At 59.8% G+C, this 19,828-nt stretch carries 26 protein-coding genes; 16 read left to right on the top strand and 10 right to left on the bottom strand.

The genetic code is table 11. From position 1 onward, the window contains the following. The first annotated feature begins 220 nt into the window (after positions 1-220). Genes rpmH through GKIL_RS22005 form a run of 3 tightly spaced genes read left to right on the top strand, consistent with a single transcriptional unit; the run spans position 221 to position 1,137 of the window. The gene (rpmH, locus tag GKIL_RS24025; protein WP_023176148.1) at positions 221-355 is read left to right on the top strand and encodes a 50S ribosomal protein L34; all 135 of its coding nucleotides are present in this window, start codon (positions 221-223) and stop codon (positions 353-355) included. A gap of 3 nt (positions 356-358) precedes the next feature. Continuing rightward, a complete protein-coding gene (gene rnpA / locus GKIL_RS22010; RefSeq protein WP_023176147.1) occupies positions 359-724 on the top strand; it encodes a ribonuclease P protein component in 366 nt (121 codons plus the stop codon). A 17-nt stretch (positions 725-741) separates the two neighbouring features. Then, complete coding sequence (locus GKIL_RS22005; protein WP_023176146.1) at positions 742-1,137, top strand: PH domain-containing protein; 396 nt, start codon at positions 742-744, stop codon at positions 1,135-1,137. 8 nt (positions 1,138-1,145) lie between these two features. Here GKIL_RS22005 and GKIL_RS22000 read toward each other — a convergent pair whose 3' ends face one another. Next, positions 1,146-2,150 carry an alpha-E domain-containing protein gene (locus GKIL_RS22000; protein ID WP_023176145.1) on the bottom strand — a complete coding sequence of 335 codons (1,005 nt, stop codon included), beginning with the start codon at positions 2,148-2,150 and terminating at the stop codon, positions 1,146-1,148. A gap of 197 nt (positions 2,151-2,347) precedes the next feature. On the opposite strand from GKIL_RS22000, the gene GKIL_RS21995 reads away from it, so the two are divergent. The 5 genes from GKIL_RS21995 to GKIL_RS21980 all read left to right on the top strand — a co-directional run bounded on the left by GKIL_RS21995 (position 2,348) and on the right by GKIL_RS21980 (position 6,337). Continuing rightward, entirely contained in the window at positions 2,348-2,668 is a 321-nt protein-coding gene (locus GKIL_RS21995; RefSeq protein WP_041244147.1) for a PadR family transcriptional regulator, read from the top strand. Beyond that, the gene (locus GKIL_RS21990; protein ID WP_023176143.1) at positions 2,665-3,627 is read left to right on the top strand and encodes an FtsX-like permease family protein; all 963 of its coding nucleotides are present in this window, start codon (positions 2,665-2,667) and stop codon (positions 3,625-3,627) included. Before GKIL_RS21995 ends, GKIL_RS21990 begins: the two co-directional genes overlap by 4 nt. 69 nt (positions 3,628-3,696) lie before the next feature. Beyond that, on the top strand, positions 3,697-4,602 hold the full coding sequence (locus GKIL_RS25075) for a hypothetical protein (protein WP_023176141.1): 906 nt from the start codon (positions 3,697-3,699) through the stop codon (positions 4,600-4,602). An 18-nt stretch (positions 4,603-4,620) separates the two neighbouring features. Continuing rightward, positions 4,621-5,058, top strand: a complete 438-nt coding sequence (locus tag GKIL_RS21985) for a PIN domain-containing protein (protein ID WP_223173795.1) — start codon at positions 4,621-4,623, stop codon at positions 5,056-5,058. Between the two features lie 205 nt (positions 5,059-5,263). Beyond that, entirely contained in the window at positions 5,264-6,337 is a 1,074-nt protein-coding gene (locus tag GKIL_RS21980; RefSeq protein ID WP_023176139.1) for an Mrp/NBP35 family ATP-binding protein, read from the top strand. Here the strand turns inward: GKIL_RS21980 and GKIL_RS21975 are convergent. Beyond that, complete coding sequence (locus tag GKIL_RS21975; protein WP_023176137.1) at positions 6,330-7,124, bottom strand: TatD family hydrolase; 795 nt, start codon at positions 7,122-7,124, stop codon at positions 6,330-6,332. The genes GKIL_RS21980 and GKIL_RS21975 overlap by 8 nt on opposite strands. Positions 7,125-7,248: 124 nt before the next feature. On the opposite strand from GKIL_RS21975, the gene GKIL_RS21970 reads away from it, so the two are divergent. Then, on the top strand, positions 7,249-7,812 hold the full coding sequence (locus tag GKIL_RS21970; RefSeq protein WP_023176136.1) for a carboxymuconolactone decarboxylase family protein: 564 nt from the start codon (positions 7,249-7,251) through the stop codon (positions 7,810-7,812). Between the two features lie 165 nt (positions 7,813-7,977). Continuing rightward, positions 7,978-8,832 carry an aldo/keto reductase gene (locus GKIL_RS21965; protein WP_023176135.1) on the top strand — a complete coding sequence of 285 codons (855 nt, stop codon included), beginning with the start codon at positions 7,978-7,980 and terminating at the stop codon, positions 8,830-8,832. A 7-nt stretch (positions 8,833-8,839) separates the two neighbouring features. Here GKIL_RS21965 and GKIL_RS21960 read toward each other — a convergent pair whose 3' ends face one another. The 4 genes from GKIL_RS21960 to GKIL_RS21940 all read right to left on the bottom strand — a co-directional run bounded on the left by GKIL_RS21960 (position 8,840) and on the right by GKIL_RS21940 (position 12,795). Then, positions 8,840-9,889: an LLM class flavin-dependent oxidoreductase gene (locus GKIL_RS21960; RefSeq protein WP_023176134.1), complete on the bottom strand. Its 1,050-nt coding sequence runs from the start codon at positions 9,887-9,889 to the stop codon at positions 8,840-8,842. Further along, complete coding sequence (locus tag GKIL_RS21955) at positions 9,879-10,883, bottom strand: ATP-grasp domain-containing protein (protein WP_023176133.1); 1,005 nt, start codon at positions 10,881-10,883, stop codon at positions 9,879-9,881. Before GKIL_RS21955 ends, GKIL_RS21960 begins: the two co-directional genes overlap by 11 nt. A 28-nt stretch (positions 10,884-10,911) precedes the next feature. Then, positions 10,912-12,192, bottom strand: coding sequence for an RNA-guided endonuclease InsQ/TnpB family protein (locus GKIL_RS24020; RefSeq protein ID WP_023176132.1), 1,281 nt, complete (start codon positions 12,190-12,192; stop codon positions 10,912-10,914). A 228-nt stretch (positions 12,193-12,420) separates the two neighbouring features. Next, on the bottom strand, positions 12,421-12,795 hold the full coding sequence (locus GKIL_RS21940; RefSeq protein ID WP_041244145.1) for a hypothetical protein: 375 nt from the start codon (positions 12,793-12,795) through the stop codon (positions 12,421-12,423). Between the two features lie 130 nt (positions 12,796-12,925). On the opposite strand from GKIL_RS21940, the gene GKIL_RS21935 reads away from it, so the two are divergent. The 6 genes from GKIL_RS21935 to GKIL_RS21910 all read left to right on the top strand — a co-directional run bounded on the left by GKIL_RS21935 (position 12,926) and on the right by GKIL_RS21910 (position 16,114). Continuing rightward, positions 12,926-13,126, top strand: coding sequence for a type II toxin-antitoxin system VapB family antitoxin (locus GKIL_RS21935; RefSeq protein WP_041244144.1), 201 nt, complete (start codon positions 12,926-12,928; stop codon positions 13,124-13,126). A 170-nt stretch (positions 13,127-13,296) separates the two neighbouring features. Beyond that, positions 13,297-13,863: a DJ-1 family glyoxalase III gene (locus tag GKIL_RS21930; protein ID WP_023176130.1), complete on the top strand. Its 567-nt coding sequence runs from the start codon at positions 13,297-13,299 to the stop codon at positions 13,861-13,863. Between the two features lie 31 nt (positions 13,864-13,894). Next, positions 13,895-15,013: an aldo/keto reductase gene (locus GKIL_RS21925; RefSeq protein WP_023176129.1), complete on the top strand. Its 1,119-nt coding sequence runs from the start codon at positions 13,895-13,897 to the stop codon at positions 15,011-15,013. Next, entirely contained in the window at positions 15,010-15,282 is a 273-nt protein-coding gene (locus GKIL_RS21920; protein ID WP_023176128.1) for a DUF3288 family protein, read from the top strand. The genes GKIL_RS21925 and GKIL_RS21920 overlap by 4 nt, the downstream gene beginning before the upstream one ends. Before the next feature lies 1 nt (position 15,283). Continuing rightward, positions 15,284-15,658, top strand: coding sequence for a hypothetical protein (locus GKIL_RS21915; RefSeq protein WP_023176127.1), 375 nt, complete (start codon positions 15,284-15,286; stop codon positions 15,656-15,658). A 138-nt stretch (positions 15,659-15,796) separates the two neighbouring features. After that, the gene (locus GKIL_RS21910; RefSeq protein ID WP_023176126.1) at positions 15,797-16,114 is read left to right on the top strand and encodes a hypothetical protein; all 318 of its coding nucleotides are present in this window, start codon (positions 15,797-15,799) and stop codon (positions 16,112-16,114) included. A gap of 9 nt (positions 16,115-16,123) precedes the next feature. On the opposite strand, the gene GKIL_RS21905 is transcribed toward GKIL_RS21910, so the two are convergent. From GKIL_RS21905 to GKIL_RS21890, 4 genes are read right to left on the bottom strand one after another with little or no spacing between them, the layout of a single operon-like run. Continuing rightward, positions 16,124-16,525, bottom strand: a complete 402-nt coding sequence (locus GKIL_RS21905) for a hypothetical protein (protein WP_187293862.1) — start codon at positions 16,523-16,525, stop codon at positions 16,124-16,126. Positions 16,526-16,575: 50 nt separating this feature from the next. Continuing rightward, positions 16,576-18,096, bottom strand: coding sequence for a TCP-1/cpn60 chaperonin family protein (locus GKIL_RS21900; protein WP_023176124.1), 1,521 nt, complete (start codon positions 18,094-18,096; stop codon positions 16,576-16,578). Then, complete coding sequence (locus GKIL_RS21895; protein ID WP_187293861.1) at positions 18,093-18,716, bottom strand: ribonuclease D; 624 nt, start codon at positions 18,714-18,716, stop codon at positions 18,093-18,095. The genes GKIL_RS21900 and GKIL_RS21895 overlap by 4 nt, the downstream gene beginning before the upstream one ends. Beyond that, positions 18,713-19,825, bottom strand: a complete 1,113-nt coding sequence (locus GKIL_RS21890) for an anhydro-N-acetylmuramic acid kinase (RefSeq protein ID WP_051382977.1) — start codon at positions 19,823-19,825, stop codon at positions 18,713-18,715. The genes GKIL_RS21895 and GKIL_RS21890 overlap by 4 nt, the downstream gene beginning before the upstream one ends. Between the last annotated feature and the right edge of the window lie 3 nt (positions 19,826-19,828).

Here is a 19,828-nt window from a genome sequence, read left to right as displayed (position 1 = left end):
AAATGTTTACACCTAAACTTATAAATGCCTGGACTAGCCAATCTAGTGAGCAATCTTATCCAAAGATCTCCGATCCGTCCATCCTAAAATTTCAGGTGAATCATCGAGTACCGGAGGTCAAGCGCGCCTGATCCGATCGAACCGGTGGCTGCTTTGTGAACTACTTTGCATAACGGCTGTAGCTCAGATATAATGCGAAACGCTGTTTGAATGAAAATCCATGAGAAGAACTCTGGAAGGCACCACCCGCAAGCGCCAGAAGACTTCCGGCTTCCGCGCCCGGATGCGCACGCCTGGTGGTCGCCGGGTGCTCTCGGCCCGCCGTCGCCGGGGCCGCCACCGCCTCGCCATCTAGTCTTTGCTGCCCAAATGCCATCGTCTGCGCCGCCACCGCGACTTCGAGCAGGTGCATCGGCGCGGCAGACGCCACAGCACAGCCCGGTTGCACCTTCTGATTCTGCGGGATGACGGTGGAGCGTCGCGCATCGGTATCACCACCAGCCGCAAGGTGGGCAATGCGGTGCGCCGCAACCGCTGGCGGCGGCTCATCCGCGAATCTTTGCGCGAGGTGCTTCCGAAAATCGCCCCAGGATACAAAATTGTAGTGGTAGTCCGCTCCCAGCCGCAGGAGGCCGAGGTTCCTGCTTATCTGGAGGTGCGGGCGGAGGTCCACAGTCTTCTGCTTACAAGCGGTGTACTGGCAGAAGGATCGACCGGAGCGTAGTTTAAGAGGACAGGCGAGTGGCGATTCAGGAAGAGGTGCAGTTCGAGGGGCGTCCGAGTATCGTCGATTTTGTCGTCAACACCCTGCTGTTGGTGACGATCATCTGGTTGCCGCTCTGGGTGGGTTCGCTGGTGCGCCTGCTGTTTGTGCGCTACCGGATCACCAATCGCCGGGTGACCGTCGAAGGCGGCTGGCTGGGCCGCAACCGCAGCGATGTCGTCTACCGCGAAATCAAGTCGGTGCGGGTGATCCCCAACTCGATCATCGGCGGCATCTTCAACTACGGCGTGGTGCTCATCAACACCAAAGACGGTACCCAGCTCGAATTAAAAGCGCTGCCCCGCTTTCGGGAGCTGGCGAACTATATCGAGGAGCGCATCGATCGCCGCCAGGCCAGCGCCACGGCCAAATAGATCCGCTCTCAAAACGCCTGAAACTGGTAGCTCTGGGTAGCAGGCAGCACCGCCGGTGGGGCGTAGCCGAAGTAGCAGTGGTGGATGTGATCGCCGATTGCGTTCAGTTCGTTTTCTTTTTGCAACAGGTAGGCGACAACACCGGCACGCTCGATTTCTTCGAGGGTGCTGTAGACCAGTTCACTCGCCAGCCTGCCGCTCAGCCGCTCGGCCTCGCCCGTGTACGATTCGGGCCGACTTGCCGAGAGCAAGCGCAGCAAGTTGTGCAGTTGGGTTGCAGCAAAGCGCAATGAGCGCGGAAAGTGCGGATGGAGCACGAGCAACTCGACCACCGAGCGCGGGGCTACCGTTGCCCGATAGAGCTTGCTGTAAATTTCAGAACCGCTCACCGAGCGCAGTAGCGACAGCCACCGCTGCACTTCGATCGGTCGCTCGGGCAATGGCGTCTGGGGATTGATGTAGTGGTAGCGCACCTGCAGGATGCGGGCGGTCTGCAGGGCGCGCTCGATGTTGCGCCCGAGCCGCAAAAACCGCCAGCCCGCATCGTGCAAAATCGTGCTGTCGATCAGGTTGTCGATGAGGCACGACTGCTCCTTGACTTTTTCATAAAAGCCCAGCGCCTCGGCATCGACGTCGCCCTCCCAGCCCGCTCCCCGCAGTTCGAGGTACATGCGGTTGAGGGTGAGCCACAGCTCCGAAGAGATCTGATCGCGGATGCCGCGAGCGTTCTCCCGCGCCTGGGTAACGCAACTTAATATCGAGCTGGGATTGGTGCGGTCGAAGGTGACGAACTGCTCGACTTCTGCAGGCTTGACGGTCGAATAGCGCTGCTGGTAGGCGTCCATCTCGCCCACCACCTCCAGGATCATCGCCCAGCGCTGGCTGGGTGCGCCGTCCTGCTTGCCGGTGTCGAGTTGGGTCTGGTAGTAGTCGGCGACGATCCGGGCCGTGTTCTCGGCGCGCTCGATGTAGCGCCCGAGCCAGTAGTGATATTCGGCGATGCGGCTGAGCATGGGTATCAGATTAATCGATCTGCTCGGCGCGCTTTTGAAAACTCTCCACGAGGAGGCATTCCTTGACAGGCCCAATTGCCATCGCTACTATATACACGTCACATATATCCAAAATGAACCTATGTGGCATGAATATAAAGTGAGGCCGAATGTTCTTTCCGCCCAATGAGTCAGGTTCTACTCAATTCACAGCACCGATGTTTCACATCCTGCTTTCGCTGGCCGACGGGGAGAGCCACGGTTACGCCATCTCAAAGGAGATTGAGCAGCGCACCGGGGGAGCGATTCGCCTCGGCACAGGAGGCTTCTACCGGCTCATCAAACAGATGCTGGCAGCCGGGTGGGTGGAGGAAGCCGGGGAACTGGCTGATCCGCGAGCGGGTGGTCTGCGCAAGCGCTTCTATCGGCTTACCGCTTCCGGTCGGCAGGTAGGACAAACAGAAGCAGAGCGCCTTGCAGCTCTGGTTGAACTTGCCCGTCAAAGACAGTTCCTGGCAGATGGGGAGGCTATGGGATGATTTCTATCGACTCGAAGCAACTTGCCCCCTTTCAGCAGTTCTACTTTTTTTGTCTGAAGTTGCTCCCGGACGAGTTTCGCTACGAGTACGGTGAGCCCATGCTGGAGATGTTTACCCAGCGCTATCAAGAGGAAAGAGTGCGCTTCGGCTGGACCAGAGCCTGGCTATGGCTCGATGCGTTGCTCGACCTTGTGCGGGTAGCAGTGCTCGAACATCTGAGTTTGCTCTGGCAGGATTTAAGTTTTGCGTTGCGCATGGTGAAGGGTAATCCTCTTTTTTACGCGATGATCGTGGCTGTGCTGACACTAGCAATCGGGGCAAACACGGCAATCTTCAGCGTGATCAATGCCGTGCTGCTGCGTTCATTCCCCTATCCCCGCTCCGACCAACTGGTTTTCATCTGGGGGAACTCCGCGTCCGACCCTTTTAATGTCGTCTCGATGCCCGATTACCTGGACTGGCAACGACAGGGCCGGGTATTCAGCGGCATGGCCATCTTTAACATCTGGTCCGGCAACCTTACAGGTGCCGGCGAGCCGGAGGCTCTAGATGGGGCTATCGTCTCGGCCAATTTCTTTGGAGTTCTGGGTATCCAGCCGCAACTGGGCCGCACCTTTTTGCCGGAGGAAGACACCCCCGAAGCGGATGGACAGGTAGTGGCTCGGCGCTGCCGAGAGATGGGTATCCGGTTGGCGCTCGGAGCCACTCCAGCGGATGTGCTGCGATTGGTTCTCACCCAGGGCATGACCCTCGCTCTGCTGGGTCTGGCGCTCGGTCTGGTGCTCGCGCTGCCGGCAATGCAAAGCCTGACGAACTTGCTTTTCGCTCCTGGTACCCTCGACTGGTTAATGGTAGTTCCTGTGGCTCTCGCGCTTTCGGCAGTTGCCCTTATAGCCTGCTATCTACCCGCTCGCCGGGCCACCCGCATCGATCCGGCTTTCACCCTACGCGGGGAATAGTCACCTGCATAAACCCAGTGGTTCACCAGAAGCTAGGATATGGGCAGACTGAATAGTGGCCCCTGAGCTATGCCCGTCACCGATCTTCTCAATTCTCTCACCCAGTTTTTAACTACACCCCCAATTGTCGCCACTGCTCTGGCCCTTACTGGGACGCTTACTGTCCCGTTTCTTAATGTGTATTTGAACGAAGGCGTCAAACGTGCATCTGAACGATTGGTAACCAATGGACAGTTGAGTATTCTTGCTGTCAAACCTGTTGCTGCAACCCGAGCCAGACTGCTGCAGGATCGCAGCCTTGCAATCATTCTCAGCTTGCTGTCCTTTATTCTCTCAGGAATCTTATTCTTGAGCGCGATTGTTCCACAAGTAAATCCTTTATTACTCCTATTTGCAACTGCACAGGCAGTGCTATGGGGATATGTATCCTCTGTTGCTCTTACAACAGCCTTTAGCTCGGTCGCTATTTTTCAGCCAGAGGTTTCTATCTACTTAAGCGCCAAAGGCTCTATCATCAAAGATCAAATCAGAGCAATTATGGCTTCCCCAGGAAACTCTGTTCTGTGGGACGAGGGAAACATTTGGGCTTATCGCATTCCAGGAGATATTCTTCGAGGCAAGAGGATGATAGTCTTTTCTATTGATGATGATAAGGAAACGATCCTAAAAGTTCGTGTTTCAGCTATAGCAACTAAAAGTGGAGATATTCTCAAAAATACCGGTGCAGGCATACTGACTCGGGATGTCTTCGATATACAGAGAGTCATAAGCGCACTTTATGCATGTAGTGTTGCAACAGAGACTCAAAAAGACACAACAAAGCCCACTCCCCACACAGGTCTCCTACATGCAAAACCCTATCGAGAGAAGGAAGTTCAGCAGGCTCTACACAATGTAGAACAAGCAGTGCAGCGACTGACAGCCAATGGAAAGCTGACGGAGGAAGATTTGAGTCGCTTATTAAGCAAGGAATGATCTACCTTGCGCCTCGCTGTGGATGCGAACGTCCTGATTGCCGAACTACCTCGCGTTCGAGGACGCAAACTCGTCAAAAACCCAGGGCTAAATCTATTTATTGCTGCCAAAGCGTGGGAGGAGGCTGTTTATGAATTGCCGGGAAAAATTGACAGAATTATTCGGCAGAGTGGCATGAGTTCGGCGGATGGGAAAGCTTTTCTTGAGGCATGTCTCGCTCTGGTACTGGAAAGGGTAGAAATTGTTGAGCAATCAAGTTATCTGAACTGGAGAGAGCAGGCTCTTCTGCGTATCCCCCGCGATCCAGGTGACTGGCCGACGGTGGCACTTGCACTTTCTCAGGACATGGCTATCTGGACCAACGACCAGGATTTTTTTGGATGTGGATTGCCCGTCTGGACAACGGAAACTCTGCTGGCTTTTCTGGAGTCGAATTTGCTTTCCGATACTCCGTAAATACTAAAGCTTTGTGGGAGAATGACGAGCTTCTGCCCGTGCAGTACTCTAAGGTTCAGCCGGACCCGCAATCGGTTCTACGACCACTGGGCAGAACTGCCCCCTACTTAGGCTTGGAACGCCTGAGCAGCGTCTCGGGGAAAGCAGGGGGTTGTACTATGCTGAGATTGAGCCATTCTGCCGACGAACCACTTACACCGTCACCATGCAGCGCACCATCGACAAGCAAGAAGTGTTGAACGTCCTCAAGCCCGTGCAGGATCCGGAGCTGCGCCGCTCGCTGGTCGAGATGGAGATGATCCGCGACATCGATATTCAAGGGGGAAACGTTCACTTCACCCTGGTGCTCACCACGCCTGCCTGCCCGCTCAGGGACATGATCGTTGAGGATTGCAAGAAGGCGGTCCTGAGTCTCGACGGTGTGCAGAGCGTCGATATCAAAGTGACGGCGGAGACGCCCAGGGCGAAGGGTCTGCCGGATCGCCAGGGGATCGCGGGGGTCAAGAATATCATCGCCGTATCCAGTGGCAAAGGCGGCGTCGGCAAGACGACCGTGGCGGTCAACGTTGCCGTCTCCCTGGCGCTGGATGGAGCCCAGGTGGGCATCCTCGACGCGGATATCTACGGGCCGAACGTGCCTTTGATGCTCGGTCTGCAGGGCAGCCGGATGAACGTGCGCCACGAGGAGGGGGAAGCTGAGATCTTCGAGCCGCTATTTAACTACGGCGTCAAGGTCGCCTCAATGGGCTTCTGGATTGGCGAGGATCAGCCCTTGATCTGGCGCGGCCCGATGCTCAACTCGGCCATCCGTCAGTTTCTCTATCAGGTCGATTGGGGCGAACTCGATTATCTAATCATCGACTTGCCTCCTGGTACGGGGGACGCTCAACTCACGCTCTGTCAGGCAGTGCCACTCGCTGGAGCGATCATTGTCACCACGCCCCAGACCGTCGCTCTGCTCGATGCGCGCAAGGGATTGCGCATGTTTCAGCAGCTCGGGGTGCCGGTGCTCGGAATTGTCGAGAACATGAGCTACTTCATTCCGCCGGATCTGCCCGATCGCAAGTACGACATCTTCAGCAGCGGTGGCGGCGAGCGGACGGCGCGGGAGTTAGAGTTGCCGCTGCTCGGGATGCTGCCTCTAGAGATGCCCGTGCGCGAAGGGGGCGATCGCGGGGTGCCGATTACCCTCGCCCGAGCAGATTCAGTTTCCGCCCAGGCTTTTCGCAAGCTCGCCCAGGTGATCGCAGGCAGAGTCTCGGTGGCTGCCCTTAGCTAGTGGCGGGCAGTCGAAAGAGCGTGCGGGCGTTGCGGGCTGTCAGTTCAACGATCTCTTCGACGCTTCTGGAGCGCAACTCGGCCACTTTCTCGGCGACGTGGGCGACGTAGGCGGGCTCGTTGCGCTTACCGCGCTTGGGGACCGGAGCGAGAAACGGGCAGTCGGTCTCAATCAACAACAACTCGTCGGGGACGACGCTCACCGCCTGCTGCAGCAGTTGGGCATTCTTAAAAGTAACGATGCCGCTGAAGCTGACGTACATGCCCAGATCGACAAACCAGCCGGTTTCTTCGGGAGTGCCGCCCCAGCAGTGCATCACCCCGCGCACCGGCCCGGCGGCCTCTAAGATTCTGCGGGTGGCGAGAGCCGCGTCGCGGCAGTGGATGATGACAGGCAGGTCCAGTTCGCGGGCAACAGCAATCTGGGTGCGAAAGGCTTCTTCTTGGGCCTCGGGATTGTCGGCCTTAAAAAAGTCCAGCCCCGTCTCGCCAATCGCCACCACCCGCCTGTCCGAGCGGGCGTAGTCGCGGATCTGCTCTGCCAAGGCCGCGTTCCAGCGCTCGCCAACGTCAAGCGGATGCAATCCGACTGCCAGGGCCAGCTCCGGATAGCGGTCGGCCAGCGCCTGCATACCGGGAAATTCTTCGGGTTTGACGCAGGCGTGGACCAGTTGTACCACCCCGGCGGCCCGCCAGTTGGCAGCGACCGCATCGAGGTCTGCACGAAAATTTTCGTAGTTGATATGGACGTGGGTATCGATCAGCCCCGGCAGTCGCAGCGTCACCATCGAATTTATTGACTCTTCTTCACAATTCTAGCTTTGCGTAGGCTTCCTCACGGTGCGCAGGGGTTGGGGGCACAGGCGTCGCGCTACGATGAGGAAGAATTTTGTCGCGGATGTACACTCAGTCATGCGGATTCCACCAGTCGAGCCAGAGAACGCCGACAAGCAGCTGAAGACCGTTTACGACGCCATACGCAAGCAGTACGGCACCGAACTCAACCCGCTCAAGGTTCTGGCGCACCGGCCCCAGATCATGCGGGCGGTGATGAACCTGTATGGCGCAATTCACGCCCACAGCGAAACGGTCACAGACGAACTCAAAGAACTGATCAGTCTGCGCATCGCCCAGATCAACGGCTGCCGCGACTACTGCGTGCCGATGCACACGTTCATGCTCCACAAGCAGGGCACTGACGAGGAGAAGATCCGCAATCTGACCCGCGCCGCCACGAGCCCACTTTTCAGCGAAGCGGAGAAGGTGGCCATCGAGTACGCCGAGCGGATCACCGTTCCTTCGACCACGGTCACTGAGGGTCTGTTCGAGCGGCTCAAAGAACACTACAGCGAAGACGACATCGTTGAACTGACGGCTGTGATCGGCACGCTCAACTTCTGGACGAAGGTGATCGACGCCCTCGAGATCCCCCTCGACGATGTCTTCAAGCACCAGCCAGTCTCCCAGCCTTCTTGAGCCATTGGGGACGAATATATCTTTGGTGGCTGGCTGAAATCAGCCGGTCTGCGGGAGGATCTTGCTACCCGGAGCGTTAGTTTGTCCGGAGGCGGCACCTCTCCGAACCTGTCGCAAGCAGGTATATCTCTAATTCAGATAAGACAGAAAACAGGAAGAAAGAAGATGAGCACCGTTGCAAAAACTTTTAAGATCGGCGGCGATCTTGAGGTCAACCGCCTCGGCTTCGGCGCGATGCGGCTAACCGGACCCGGCGTTTGGGGACCACCAGAAAATCCCGAGGAGTGCAAGCGCGTCCTCAAGCGGGCCGTGGAACTGGGCGTCAATTTCATCGATACCGCCGACAGCTACGGACCAGCCGTGAGCGAACCGCTGATTGGCGAAACACTCGCTCCCTATCCACCGGGCATCGTCGTCGCAACCAAGGCAGGTCTGACCCGCACCGGCCCAGGAGCGTGGCCACCGCTGGGCCGCCCCGAGTACCTGACCCAGCAGGTGGAAATGAGCCTGCGGTGGCTGAAGTTGGAGACGCTTCCCCTATGGCAATTGCACCGTATCGATCCGAAGGTGCCGATGGAGGAGTCGCTGGGGGCGATTGCCGAACTGCAGAAGGCGGGCAAGATTCGCCACGTGGGCCTGAGTAACGTCACGCCCGCCGAAATCGAGTGCGCTCGCAAGGTGGTCGAGATCGTGAGTGTCCAGAACCGCTACAACGTCGGCGACCGTACCCACGAAGATGTCGTAACCTACTGCGAGCAGAATAACCTTGCCTTTATCCCCTGGTATCCCGTCGCTGCCGGCAAGCTGGCAGAGCCCGGCGGCAAGCTCGATGAGATTGCAAGACACCACGGGGCGACCGTCGCCCAGCTCTCGATTGCCTGGCTCCTGCACCATAGCCCGGTAATTTTGCCCATCCCCGGCACCTCCTCGGTCGCCCACCTCGAAGAGAACATGAAGGCAGCAGAAATTGCCCTCTCTGAAGACGAGTTGCAGGCTATCGAGGCGGCGGCGAAGGCATAAGGTAAGGTCAACTTGCAACCAGCCCTGGCCGGATCACCGTCTCGCTGAAGCGCTCCATCTCCTCAAGTTGGGGACTGAACTGCAGCAGCAATAGATCGACTCCGGCTTCGGCGAAGCGTTCGATCTGAGAGCGCACCTGATCGGGGGTGCCCACCAGGCCCGTGCGCAGCCCCCGGTTGGAGACCGAGTACTCCTCGATCGACATCTGCCGCTCCAGTTGGGTACCGGCGAGCCACTGCTGGTAGTTGGCGTAGCCCGCAGCGCTGTGGCGCACATCTTTGATCCGCTCCAGTTCGGCTTTGACTTCGCGATCGTGTTCGCGCACGATCGCGTAACCTGCCACACCGAAGCGCAGGGGCGGCAGTCCCAGTGCCTCCCGGCGAGAGCGCAGATCGGCGATCTTTTCTGCCACCCGCTCCGGCGGATCGCCGTGCATCAGATAGCCGTCGCACCTAGAGGCGATAAGGTTTTTAGCCGCCTCCGATTCTCCTCCGGCGTAGAGCACAGGCCGGGGCTTCGAGACGGGCTTGGGCTGCAGGATCGTCTCCTGGACCTGGTAGTAGCGGCCTGCATAGGAGAAGTGATCTTTTGACCAGACGCCATCTACCACGTCCAGCCACTCGGCGGTGCGGGCGTAGCGGTCGTCGTGCTGCTCGAAGTGGACGCCGTACATCTTCGCTTCGTCCGCCCACCAGGAGGAGACGACGTTGAGCGACAGCCGCCCGCCTGCGATGTGATCGATGTTGGCTGCCTGCTTGGCCAGCAGCGCAGGCAGATGAAAGGTGGGCCGCACCGCCACCATCAATTCCAGCTTTTCGGTCACAGCCGCCAGTGCTGCCGCCGTGGACCAGGCGTCGAGGGCGGGAGCGGCGACACCTTTGATGTCGTTGAGGTTCAGCTCGGCAATGAGGGTCAGATCGAAGCCCAACTGCTCGCTTCTGCGGGCGAGGGTGCTCACGTAGGGCCAGTCGGCGCGCATCCCTTCGTCCTCGACGTTGCGCAGCCAGCCGCCAAACACCGGCAGCCAGTAGCCGAAGCGCAGCGGCTCAGTGCCCATACCCCGCCTCCCTTTCGAGATAATCGACCAGGCGCACGAAAGGATCGAAGCCGAGTACGCGCGGCCCATCGGCGACGAAGTTAGAAAGGGCGTTGATGTCGTAGTAGTAGATCTGCCCGTCGCGATCGTCGGTAAGATACTCGATTCCGCCCACGGCAATCCCGGCGGCAGCCATGATCCGCTCGAGCTGCTCGATGATCGCCTCCGGCGGCTGGTAGGCTTCGACTTTGAGGCCCGCCTTCGGCGCTTCGACCGGACAGGCGGTTTCGAGGGCGCTGCCGTCGGTGGTCCGGCAGATGTCCGCCGGGCAGAGATCAAAAGTTTCGCCGCTTAGATAGACCCGGATTGCGTAGAGGAATTTGCCGTCCACCACTTCGACGCGGGTGATGTGGCCACCGCGAGCCGGAACGAACTCCTGCACCAGCGCGACGCTATCGAGGCCCAGATCGAGGCTGCCGGTCCGGGCCGCTGCGGTCAGCGCTTCGAGGCTGTCGAAGCGCATTACCCCAGCTCCGCTGCCCCCGACGTTGGGCTTGAGCACCACCGGAAAGCGCAACCCCCGCGTCGCAGCCGGAGCGTCCTCGGCCCGATGAATGACGTGGGTGTGGGGAAAGGGCAGACCCAGCGAGCGCAACAGCGACAGTTGCAGGGCTTTTGAAATCTCGTGGCGAAAGGCCCGCTCGCCGTTGACGACGCGGATGCCCTGCAGTTCGAGGTGCGCAAGCCAGCCCAGGGTGTAGAAGATGTGGTGCCCACCGCCGCGCCGGTACGCCGACGGGCTCATCCGGTTGAAGACCAGGCCCACGCCCCGCTCCGCCGCCAGGTTGCCCGGATCGTAGAAGCGGCCCTCGGCGGGTAACTTGAGGTAGGCCGTTCCCCTGCGCTCCAGTTCGGCAAACAGCGGCGCAAACCAGCGGGGGTGTTCGTAGTAGATGGCGAGCGCTCCCTGGGAGCGGCCAGAGTGGATAGCGGCGGCGGTGGGTAGCGAGAACAAGCGAGCCTCCGTGACGTACTCCCGACGCTCATCCTACGGATAGAGCGCGGGCTTCTCCAGCCTTTCGGCTTTCACGTTTTATAGTGAGGCGAACGCCCAACCCCACTTTCTTGATCAGCATTCCAGAGTGTACGTCGCGCGGCAGCTCCACCCCACAATGGGGGCAACTGTGCCAGCGATCCGACAACTGTTTTGAAACACGCTTCAAGCACTTTGCACAATGTTGAGATGTTCCCGCCGGATTGACTTTGATGACTTGCTTACCAGCTTTTTCAGCTTTGTAAGGCAAAATTTCATTCAAGAATCTAGCGACCCCAGCATCAGCAAAACTTTTGTTCAGTCCCGACTTCGCTGATTGACCATTCGCCAGGAATCTACCCTCTTCATCCTGCTTTGGTTTGCATCGGCACGACAGATTAGAAACTTTCAAATCTTCAACAAACAGTACATCAGCGCGGTCTAACAGTTCACCTGCTGTTTCAAAGTGCCACTGACGACGTGTACGGGCGATGGTTTGGTGAAGTCTGCCGATGCGTTGACCAAGCTTGCGACATGCTTTAGAACCCTTCTTGCGCAGGGCAAACTTGACTTGCAGTTTTGCCAACTTCTCTTCAGCTTTGCGCAGGAACTTGGGCGATTCGTTGGTAAAGCCGTCAGAACATGCCACAAAGTACTCCAGCCCCGCATCCACGCCCATGCTATTGGCTTCTGTTGGGACAATGTTGATAGATGGGGCGTCAGGCACAGAAACATCTTCTAAAACTAGCTGTACATACCAGCCATCGGGCTTTTTTGTCACTGATGCTGTTTTGATGAAAAAGCCATCTGGAATTGGACGGTGTTGAGTCAACTTGACTTTCCCTAACTTAGGCAGAGCAATACGGTTACCCATGAACGGTTGAGCACTGAGTTGCGGGAAAGTAAATGTGCGATAGCGACCCTTGCCTTTAAACCTTGGCTTACCACTCCTGTTTGCTTTGCTATCCCCTTTCAAGTACCGGGCAAAGGCGAGTTCGACACGTTTTACCATGTCTTGCAGTACATGGGCATGAATATCTTTGTACCATTCGCGTTCTTGCTTAAGAGGTACGAGAGAACGCTTCTGGCTGTAGTAGTTGGGCGGTTCTTTGAGTTTTGGTAAATGGCATAGGAGCGGACAAGCGTTGATTGAACAACGGTTCCTCTCGTACCAATCAAATCGTTCAGCGAGCAAATAGTTGTATTGATGGCGCAACATATCCAGCCACTTGTCCATGCGACAACGCTGTTCATAAGTTGGCAAGAGCTTGTACTGGTAAGCAAGTAGCATAATATGGACATTATATCACAAATGCAGTTGAGGATGCGATTCTTCCCGACGCTGAATCAAAGATTACAGCGCGGGGCTGCTCGCGTAAAAGCTCAAGTAGTCCGTGGCTAGAAAGAAAGCCTTGGTACGAACCGTTTACGACACCATCCATATAAGGCAAGCAGCGCTGACGATGCTCGTGTTCTCGTACAGCGCAGGCTATCAAAATATTTGTATCCAGGAGCAGCTTCACTGATCACGCAGGGCGGCAATGCTGGCAACGATGTCTCCAGGAGCATTGGCATCGAATACTGGCAATTCGTTTTCGATGCTCAGGCGTGCGGAAGCTTCTGGCCCGGTAGTTTCGGAGCGTGCATCCTTTGACCGCTGCAATATCAGTTCTGTAAGCGTCTTACACCGTGTGGCTCTAGATAAGGCGGTAGATGTACGCATCTTCAAAACATTGCTGCCTTTTGAAACAGAGACGGTAATCAGTCCCCCGTTGATCTCACTGTTGATCCTGATGGCGATGAGCGTTCCCGCAGCTAACCCGGCCTGCAGATCATCCTGCACCTGCTGTGGGAGAAGGAGCCTTCCTTGTTCATCCAAATGCGCTCTGTCCATATCCAGATTCTATCTCGATGCTGCTGCAGAATATCCAAGGCCAGCTAGCTGGCTTTGATAGATATACCATTCTACATAAAGATGACACCAGATGATGCTATCTTTAACGCGTCGATTGGGAGTCTATAGCGTGCGCACTACCATCACCATCGACGATGAACTTCTCGCCAGGGCTGCTGAGTTGATGGGTCCGTTGGAGCGGTCGGCTCTGGTGCGTGAAGGGTTGAAGGCGCTTATCGAGCGCGAAAGTGCTAAGCGGCTGGCGCGACTCGATGGCACGCAGCCAACCTTAAAAGCTGTGCCCCGCAGGCACCAAGAAATGGACTCTTGATTTTAGTAGGTACATCGATGTGGGTAGACCACCTGCCCATGGGCGATGTCTGATACGGAAAACTGGCCATAGACGCTCCTGAGCGCTCTGCTGCACGAGAAGGGGTCTGCAGGTGGCCCCGCAAGTCGCAAAGGCGTAAAGTTCAAAGACAAGGATTTAGGGTGGGTGCGATGGTCAAAGTGCTGGTACCGCTGGCGGAGGGCTTCGAGGAAATCGAGGCGGTGACGATCGTCGATGTGCTGCGGCGCGCCGGGGTTGAGGTGACGGTGGCGGCACTGGCGGAGCGGGTGGTAACAGGCTCCCATGGGATTGGGCTTATCGCCGATGCTTTACTTTCGGAGATTGAACCGGCAACTTTCGATGCGATCGCCCTGCCGGGGGGGCCGGGGGTGGCACAGCTCAGGGCCGATGGGCGCATCCGGCAGTTGCTCGTCGAGATGCAGGCCGCTCAAAAATGGACCGCCGCCATCTGTGCGGCTCCAACGGTGCTCTCCGATGCTGGGCTGCTTGCAGGCGTGCGGGCGACGAGCTACCCGGCGCTGCAGCCGGAATTGGTGGTGGGCGAGTATCTGGAGACGAGCGTCGTCGTCGATCGTCGGATCGTCACCAGTCGCGGGGTCGGCACGGCTCTGGACTTTGCACTGAAGCTGGTGGCGCTGCTGGTGGACGAAAAGACGGCAGGTGTCCTGGCGCGGGCGATGGTCGTGGTGGATCCTGCTCCGGCGGCGAGCACTTAGGATAGTGAAATGAGGTTTGGGATCGACGCGCGTGCTCTACCGCCGCTTCGGTAAAACAGGTCTGCAACTGTCTGTCTTCAGCTTTGGGGCCATGCGCTTTCTTGCCTCCAAAGAAAATGCGATTCGCACGGCCCAGGCAGCTGTAGATCTGGGGATCAATCATCTTGAGACGGCGCGGGGCTACGGCGAGAGTGAAAAGTTTCTCGGGGCGGCCTTGCGGGCCGGTCTGCCCCGCGAGCGGGTCTACATCACCACCAAGATCCCGCCGCAACAGGACGGGAGTGCGATGCGGCGCGCGATCGAAGAATCCCTGAGCCGCCTGGGGATCGATCGGATCGACATTTTTGACCTGCACGGCATCAACAACCGCGAGCAGTTCGATCTGGGGATGGGCTGTCTACCGGCGATTCGCAGGGCGATGGACGAGGGGCTCATCGCTCATCTGGGTTTTTCGACCCACGCGCCACTCGATCTGCTGCTGGAGACGATCGCAACGGGCGAATTCGAGTCGGTCAACCTGCACTACTACTACTTCAATCAGCGCAACGCACCGGCAATCGCCCTCGCCCACCAGCTCGACATGGGCGTGTTCATCATCTCGCCCACCGACAAAGGCGGCCAGCTGTTCAATCCGCCCGCCCGCCTGGTGGAGTTGTGTGCGCCCTACACGCCCATCGCGATCAACCACCGCTTCTTGCTCGCAGACCCGCGCATCCACACCCTCAGCCTCGGAGCCGCCCATCCGGGAGAATTTGCGCCGCACCTGGCCGTAGCCGATCAGGGCGGGCCTTTGAGCGAAGGCGAAAAAGCCATTCTCGAACGGCTTGAGCGCCAGTACCAGCGGGTGCCTTCTTTGTGCGAGCAGTGCTACCAGTGCCTGCCCTGCCCGGAGGACATTCACATTCCGGAGGTGCTCCGGTTGCGCAATCTCGCCCTGGGATTCGAGATGAACGATTTTGGCCGCTACCGCTACGCGATGTTCGGCAACGCCGGTCACTGGTTTCCGGGCCGCAAGGCCAACAGCTGCACCGACTGCGGCGACTGCCTGCCGCGCTGCCCGGTGGGGCTTGAGATTCCAGCCCTGCTCAAGCAGACCCACGCCCTGCTCTACCAGGGCGAACGCAAACGTCTTTGGGGTTCCTCCTCATGAATCAGACCCATCCGCAGTATCACAGGGACCGCCAGACGATCAGCCAGTTGCTGCGCGAGGAGGCGAGCGACTACAACCTGGCGGAACTGGCGCGGCTCATCATCCGCTACCGGGGCTTTCCGGGCGCGGCTGATCTCCAGAACGATCTCAAAGCCCTGCTGACGAACTGGCAACTTACCGAGGAGGCACTCTTCGAGCGGACCCGCCACATCCACATAAGCCGCCCGGTCTACGGCAGCAGCGACGCTTCGCAAGAGGACTGGCTTTGATATGCAGCTGGTGCGCTGGCCATTCGGGTTCTGCCTGGCGCTGTCGCCCTTTGTCTTTGTGCCGCGCGACTTTGAGCGCTGGCCCGCCGGTTATCGGGCTGCCATCCTCGCCCACGAGCGCATCCACCACCGCCAGCAGCGCGCCCTCGGGTTGGTGCGCTTCTGCCTTCTGTACGCCCTCGATGTGGGCTTTCGCTGGCGCATCGAGCGGCTGGGCTACGAGCGGGAGATGTGGGAACTGGCCCGCCGGGGTCTCAAGATTCAGCCGGAGCGCTACGCCCGCGTCGTCTCCTCCCATCTCTACTGGGGGATGATTAGCTACAGCGATGCCTGCGATTGGGCCGAAAGTTGCGCGGACCGGCTGCAACAAAGTTGACAGAATGGCACCGCCGTTATCCACTAGGATATCCACCTGGATGTAAACTTGGGTCCAGGTATGGCCGATCGACGGTTTTATTATTCGGTATTTATAAAAATACTGTTGTTATCTCCCCTAAACACCTCTAAAACGCCTATGACCACGCTCGCTTCCCGCACTATCCGCCCCAAAAGGCTCGCTGCCCGTCCGCAAAAGCTCTGCTCCTTGCACAGCAGCACCGTCAAACAAACGATCAAAGTCGAGATTTTAACGGTGGCTGAGCGCATCATCCGGGCAGAACTTGAAGTGGAACCGGATCGCTATCGCGGTCCCGAGGCGCTGCTTGCCGAGCGGCAGCCCTTTTTGCTGCTCAACCGGGCCGAAGTATACAACCAGGCAGGCGAACTGCTGCTCAGCGAGCCCCACATGGCAGTCGCCAAATCCCTGGTCGCCGCGATCTGCGAAGTGAGATAAAGGCTTTACTCAGGGCCGCAGCACGCTCGTCCACATCCGCCGCCTGCCGTCCCAAAAAGGGGCGAGGGTGCGGCCCAGAATATTCGGTCCCCAGTACTTGCGCGAGCCGTCCACCGTAAAGACGGTGATCACATCGCCCTCGCCCAGTAGAACCGGCTTGTTGGCCAGGGCGAGGCGAATGCCCTCGCTGCCCCCTTCGCCGGGCGCAAAATCCCAGAAGGCACCTTCGAGGGAGCCATCGGCTTTTGTAATGACTACCCGAACGGGGTAGGGCGTCTTGTTGCCGATGCGCACCTCCCCCTGCCGCGACGGTTTTGGCTGCGCGGCGACAACCTGACAGATAAAAAGTGTTGCAAGGACGGCACACAGAAGGGCCGCGTGTCCTGAACTCACCCGCGACATAGCGCGCACAGATTCCCCGATGCCTTGTAGATTCGATTCTCGCCTATTTACAGCTTAATTCAAGCGTCGGCAGGAGGAGTTTCGCGCCGCCGCACGACCGTCTGGATGCGCAGGATGCGCAGGGCGATCTCGACGGCTGCTTCGAGGGCGCAGGTCTTGACCGCCAGCGGATCGACCACTCCGGCGGCGCGCAGATCGACGATCGCGCCGCTCTCGCAGTCGATGCCCAGGTGAAGGTTGCCGGTGCGCGTCTGGGCGGCCTCCAGCTGGGCGACTTTTTCGAGGGCCGAAAAGCCGCTGTTGATCGCGATTTGTTCGAGGGGCCGGGCGAGGGCAACCGCCAGCGCCTCGATGCCGTAGCGGGTCATCCCCTCGGTGCAGCCCGCCAGCGCCTGCACAGCGCGGCGGCTCGCCCACTCCGCTGCCCCGCCGCCGGTCACCACCCCCGAGCGCAGGGCCGCCTGCAGCGCCCCGCTGGCATCGATGGCGATGCGCTCGCTCTCAGCGGCGATCTCAGCGCTCACCGCCCCGACGACGATCGTGGCCAGGGGCAACCCGCCGCCGTCGCTCAGGTGTACCCGCCGACTGTTGCGCTCGTAGCGGACGGTCGCCTTGCCGAGCAGGGGCGTCAATGTTGCTGGACCGGCGGTAATTTGCCGCTGGTAGACTGGCCCGCCGCCGCAAAAAAGGCTGACCCGCTCGCTGTCGCGCCGCAGCACCCGCTGCAGAGCGGTGATCCTGGCTTCGGCTAAAAGCGGCTCTGCCGCCGGGGCGATGCTCTTCTCGCAGACTAAAAGCACCACTCCCGCTTCGCTGAGCGCCTGGACCTGGCGGCGCAACTGCTCCTGGGTCTCAAGGAAGCGGCTGAAACCGCCCTCGGTCCCGAGCAGTTGGGAATCGAGGGGTTCCGCCTCGAAGTGATCGGCCAGCACCAGCACAGCGCCGCTCTGGAAAGAATTTTCGGGTGGCGGGGTGAGGGGCTGCTTGGAGATGGCGACACCCGCCAGCCAGCGGTGGCCCGCTGCTCCAACTTCGCTCAGCACCAGCTTGCCCAGCGGTACTTTCCCCGAGCCCAGCGGCTCGACGCCGATGTGGCGGGCGGCTTCAAAGACGACCCTCGCGATCGCCTCGTCGCCGCGCGCCGCAATCCGGGCGACGGCAAAAAGCCGCTCGTCCTCGAAGCCCGTGAGGGGGAGGGCCGACTCCTGCAGCGCATCGAGGGCCGCCTGCAATCCCAGGCGCAGACCGGCGATGAGCGGGTTGATCGCGATGCCCTGCTCGACGCGCTCCAGAGCGGCGTCTAAGAGGGCTCCGGCCAGCACCGTAGCTGTCGTGGTGCCGTCGCCCACCGAGCGGTCCTGGGCCTCGGCCACCTGAATGACCAGGCGGGCCGCCGGGTGCTGGGCGTCGAGCTGGCCGAGAATTTCGATGCCATCGTTGGTGAGCGTCAGCCGTCCGGCCTCATCGACTAAAAGCACGTCCAGCCCCTTCGGGCCGAGGGTGGCAGCGACGACCTCGACCACCGCCCGCACCGCCGCAACGTTGGTGCGCAGCACTTTGAGGTAGCTTTCTGTGTTCACACCAACAGTTCCTCGAAGTCCTCGTCCTCGGGCTCGACCAGTTCGCGCATCTGCTCCCAGACCCGGTAGGTGACCCAGGGGTCGAGGGCAGCGTAGGCAAGCTGGCCCTGAGAGAGCGGGCGGATCGCCCAGTTGCTCGCCTGGTAGTGCTTTTCGAGATCGATGCCCAAAAAGTGCTGGCTGAGGGCCTTGAGCGAGTTGCGCTCCAGGTTGCCCCGCCGCTGGGCCGGGATCGAGCGGGCCATCTGGAGGGTGCAGACCACCGAGCGGGCCTGGGCCGCTCCGCCCAGGTAGGCCAGATCGTAGGGGGCGTTGTGGATAAGCTTGACAATCTCCCAATTGCGCATCGTGATCTCGACGAACGGCCTGATATCGACCAGAAAGCAGTCGATCACCCAGACCACTTCGCTCTGGCCGTCCCAGACCTGCAGCAGCGAGATCCGGCTTTTTTTGGCGCTGAGCTGGTGGGCATGGGCCGTCTCGGTATCGATGGCGAGGACCTGCCGCTGCTGCCAGCGCTCGATGAGATGGGCAAGCTCGCTCGTCTCGGTGATTACAACAAAGGGAACCTGGTAGCGCCGCATCGCTGAACGGGTGTCGTATTCTACATACCGTATCACCTGCCCGGATGGACATCGCCCAGCAGAACGGCGCGGGCGGCCCCGCTCACCGAGGGCAGGTTGCCGGGCCGGTTGGAGCAGCGCAGCCAGGCGAGGACGGCGAAGGCGATCGCCTCTTTAAAGTCGCTGTCGATGCCCACCTCGGCTGTCGAGGCGACGGTGGCAGGAGCGAGCCGCTCCCTCAGCCGCCGGACCAGATAGCGGTTGCGCACGCCGCCCCCGCCCAAGAAGACTTCTGCCGGGGCAGTGGGCAACCAGTCACCGTAGGCGCGAGCGATCGATTCGACCGTCAGTTCGCTCACCGTCGCCAGCAGATCCGCCGGTGAGAGGTGCGCCGCCTCCGCCAGCAGTTGCCCGGCGCGGGCGTAGCCAAAGGACTCGCGTCCGGTGGATTTGGGGGGCGGCAGGGCAAAGTACGGATCGGCGAGCCAGCCTGCAAGCAGGCGGCTATCGACCTGCCCCGCCGCTGCCAGCGCCCCGTCGCGGTCAAAAGGCCGGCCTGTCAGCTGCTGGGCGACAGCGTCGATAAGCAAGTTGGCCGGTCCAGTGTCGAAGGCGAGTACCTGCTTTGGCGTCGCCCCGGCGGGCAGGTAGGTGACGTTGCCGATGCCTCCCAGGTTCTGGATGCAGCGCGCCCGCTCAGGGTGGCGCAGCAACAAGTAGTCTACAAGGGGTACCAGCGGTGCCCCCTGGCCCCCGGCGGCCATATCGCGGCTACGAAAGTTGCTCACCGTCGTCACGCCGGTGCGCTCGGCGATCCAGGCTCCTTCGCCCAACTGCAGCGTGTGACCGGGGGCAGAGCCTGTGGGCGGCTGGTGATGGACCGTCTGGCCGTGGGAGCCGATGCAGGCAATCGCCGCACCAGATAGACCGGCAGCTTCGATCACCTGCTGGGCGGCCTCGGCAAAGGCGATGGCGACATCGCGGTGGAGGGCGCTGATTGCGCCGACGGACACAGCTTCGCCCTCGGCGACGGGCAACAGCCGCTCGCGCAGACCCGCCGGATAGGGAACCGCGAGTGTGGCCAGCGTCTCGACCTCCGGCTGCTCGGCGCTGCCCTCGATCGCAATCAAGGCAGCATCGATTCCATCGAGGGAAGTGCCGCTCATCAG

It is taken from the genome of Gloeobacter kilaueensis JS1 (genome assembly GCF_000484535.1).
In the GTDB taxonomy this organism is placed as follows: domain Bacteria; phylum Cyanobacteriota; class Cyanobacteriia; order Gloeobacterales; family Gloeobacteraceae; genus Gloeobacter; species Gloeobacter kilaueensis.
This window is presented reverse-complemented; position numbering and strand designations above follow the sequence as displayed.

Excerpts from the sequence above, each read along its gene's own strand:
- GKIL_RS21915 (WP_023176127.1), top strand. The coding sequence starts at position 15,284 with ATGCAGCTGGTGCGCTGGCCATTCGGGTTCTGCCTGGCGCTGTCGCCC.
- GKIL_RS25075 (WP_023176141.1), top strand. The coding sequence starts at position 3,697 with ATGCCCGTCACCGATCTTCTCAATTCTCTCACCCAGTTTTTAACTACA.
- rpmH (WP_023176148.1), top strand. The coding sequence starts at position 221 with ATGAGAAGAACTCTGGAAGGCACCACCCGCAAGCGCCAGAAGACTTCC.
- GKIL_RS21965 (WP_023176135.1), top strand. The coding sequence starts at position 7,978 with ATGAGCACCGTTGCAAAAACTTTTAAGATCGGCGGCGATCTTGAGGTC.
- GKIL_RS21970 (WP_023176136.1), top strand. The coding sequence starts at position 7,249 with ATGCGGATTCCACCAGTCGAGCCAGAGAACGCCGACAAGCAGCTGAAG.
- GKIL_RS21995 (WP_041244147.1), top strand. The coding sequence starts at position 2,348 with ATGTTTCACATCCTGCTTTCGCTGGCCGACGGGGAGAGCCACGGTTAC.
- GKIL_RS24020 (WP_023176132.1), bottom strand. The coding sequence starts at position 12,192 with ATGCTACTTGCTTACCAGTACAAGCTCTTGCCAACTTATGAACAGCGT.
- GKIL_RS21960 (WP_023176134.1), bottom strand. The coding sequence starts at position 9,889 with ATGGGCACTGAGCCGCTGCGCTTCGGCTACTGGCTGCCGGTGTTTGGC.
- GKIL_RS21930 (WP_023176130.1), top strand. The coding sequence starts at position 13,297 with ATGGTCAAAGTGCTGGTACCGCTGGCGGAGGGCTTCGAGGAAATCGAG.
- GKIL_RS22000 (WP_023176145.1), bottom strand. The coding sequence starts at position 2,150 with ATGCTCAGCCGCATCGCCGAATATCACTACTGGCTCGGGCGCTACATC.
- GKIL_RS21920 (WP_023176128.1), top strand. The coding sequence starts at position 15,010 with ATGAATCAGACCCATCCGCAGTATCACAGGGACCGCCAGACGATCAGC.
- GKIL_RS21980 (WP_023176139.1), top strand. The coding sequence starts at position 5,264 with ATGCAGCGCACCATCGACAAGCAAGAAGTGTTGAACGTCCTCAAGCCC.
- GKIL_RS21990 (WP_023176143.1), top strand. The coding sequence starts at position 2,665 with ATGATTTCTATCGACTCGAAGCAACTTGCCCCCTTTCAGCAGTTCTAC.
- GKIL_RS21910 (WP_023176126.1), top strand. The coding sequence starts at position 15,797 with ATGACCACGCTCGCTTCCCGCACTATCCGCCCCAAAAGGCTCGCTGCC.
- GKIL_RS21975 (WP_023176137.1), bottom strand. The coding sequence starts at position 7,124 with ATGGTGACGCTGCGACTGCCGGGGCTGATCGATACCCACGTCCATATC.
- GKIL_RS21940 (WP_041244145.1), bottom strand. The coding sequence starts at position 12,795 with ATGGACAGAGCGCATTTGGATGAACAAGGAAGGCTCCTTCTCCCACAG.
- GKIL_RS21890 (WP_051382977.1), bottom strand. The coding sequence starts at position 19,825 with ATGAGCGGCACTTCCCTCGATGGAATCGATGCTGCCTTGATTGCGATC.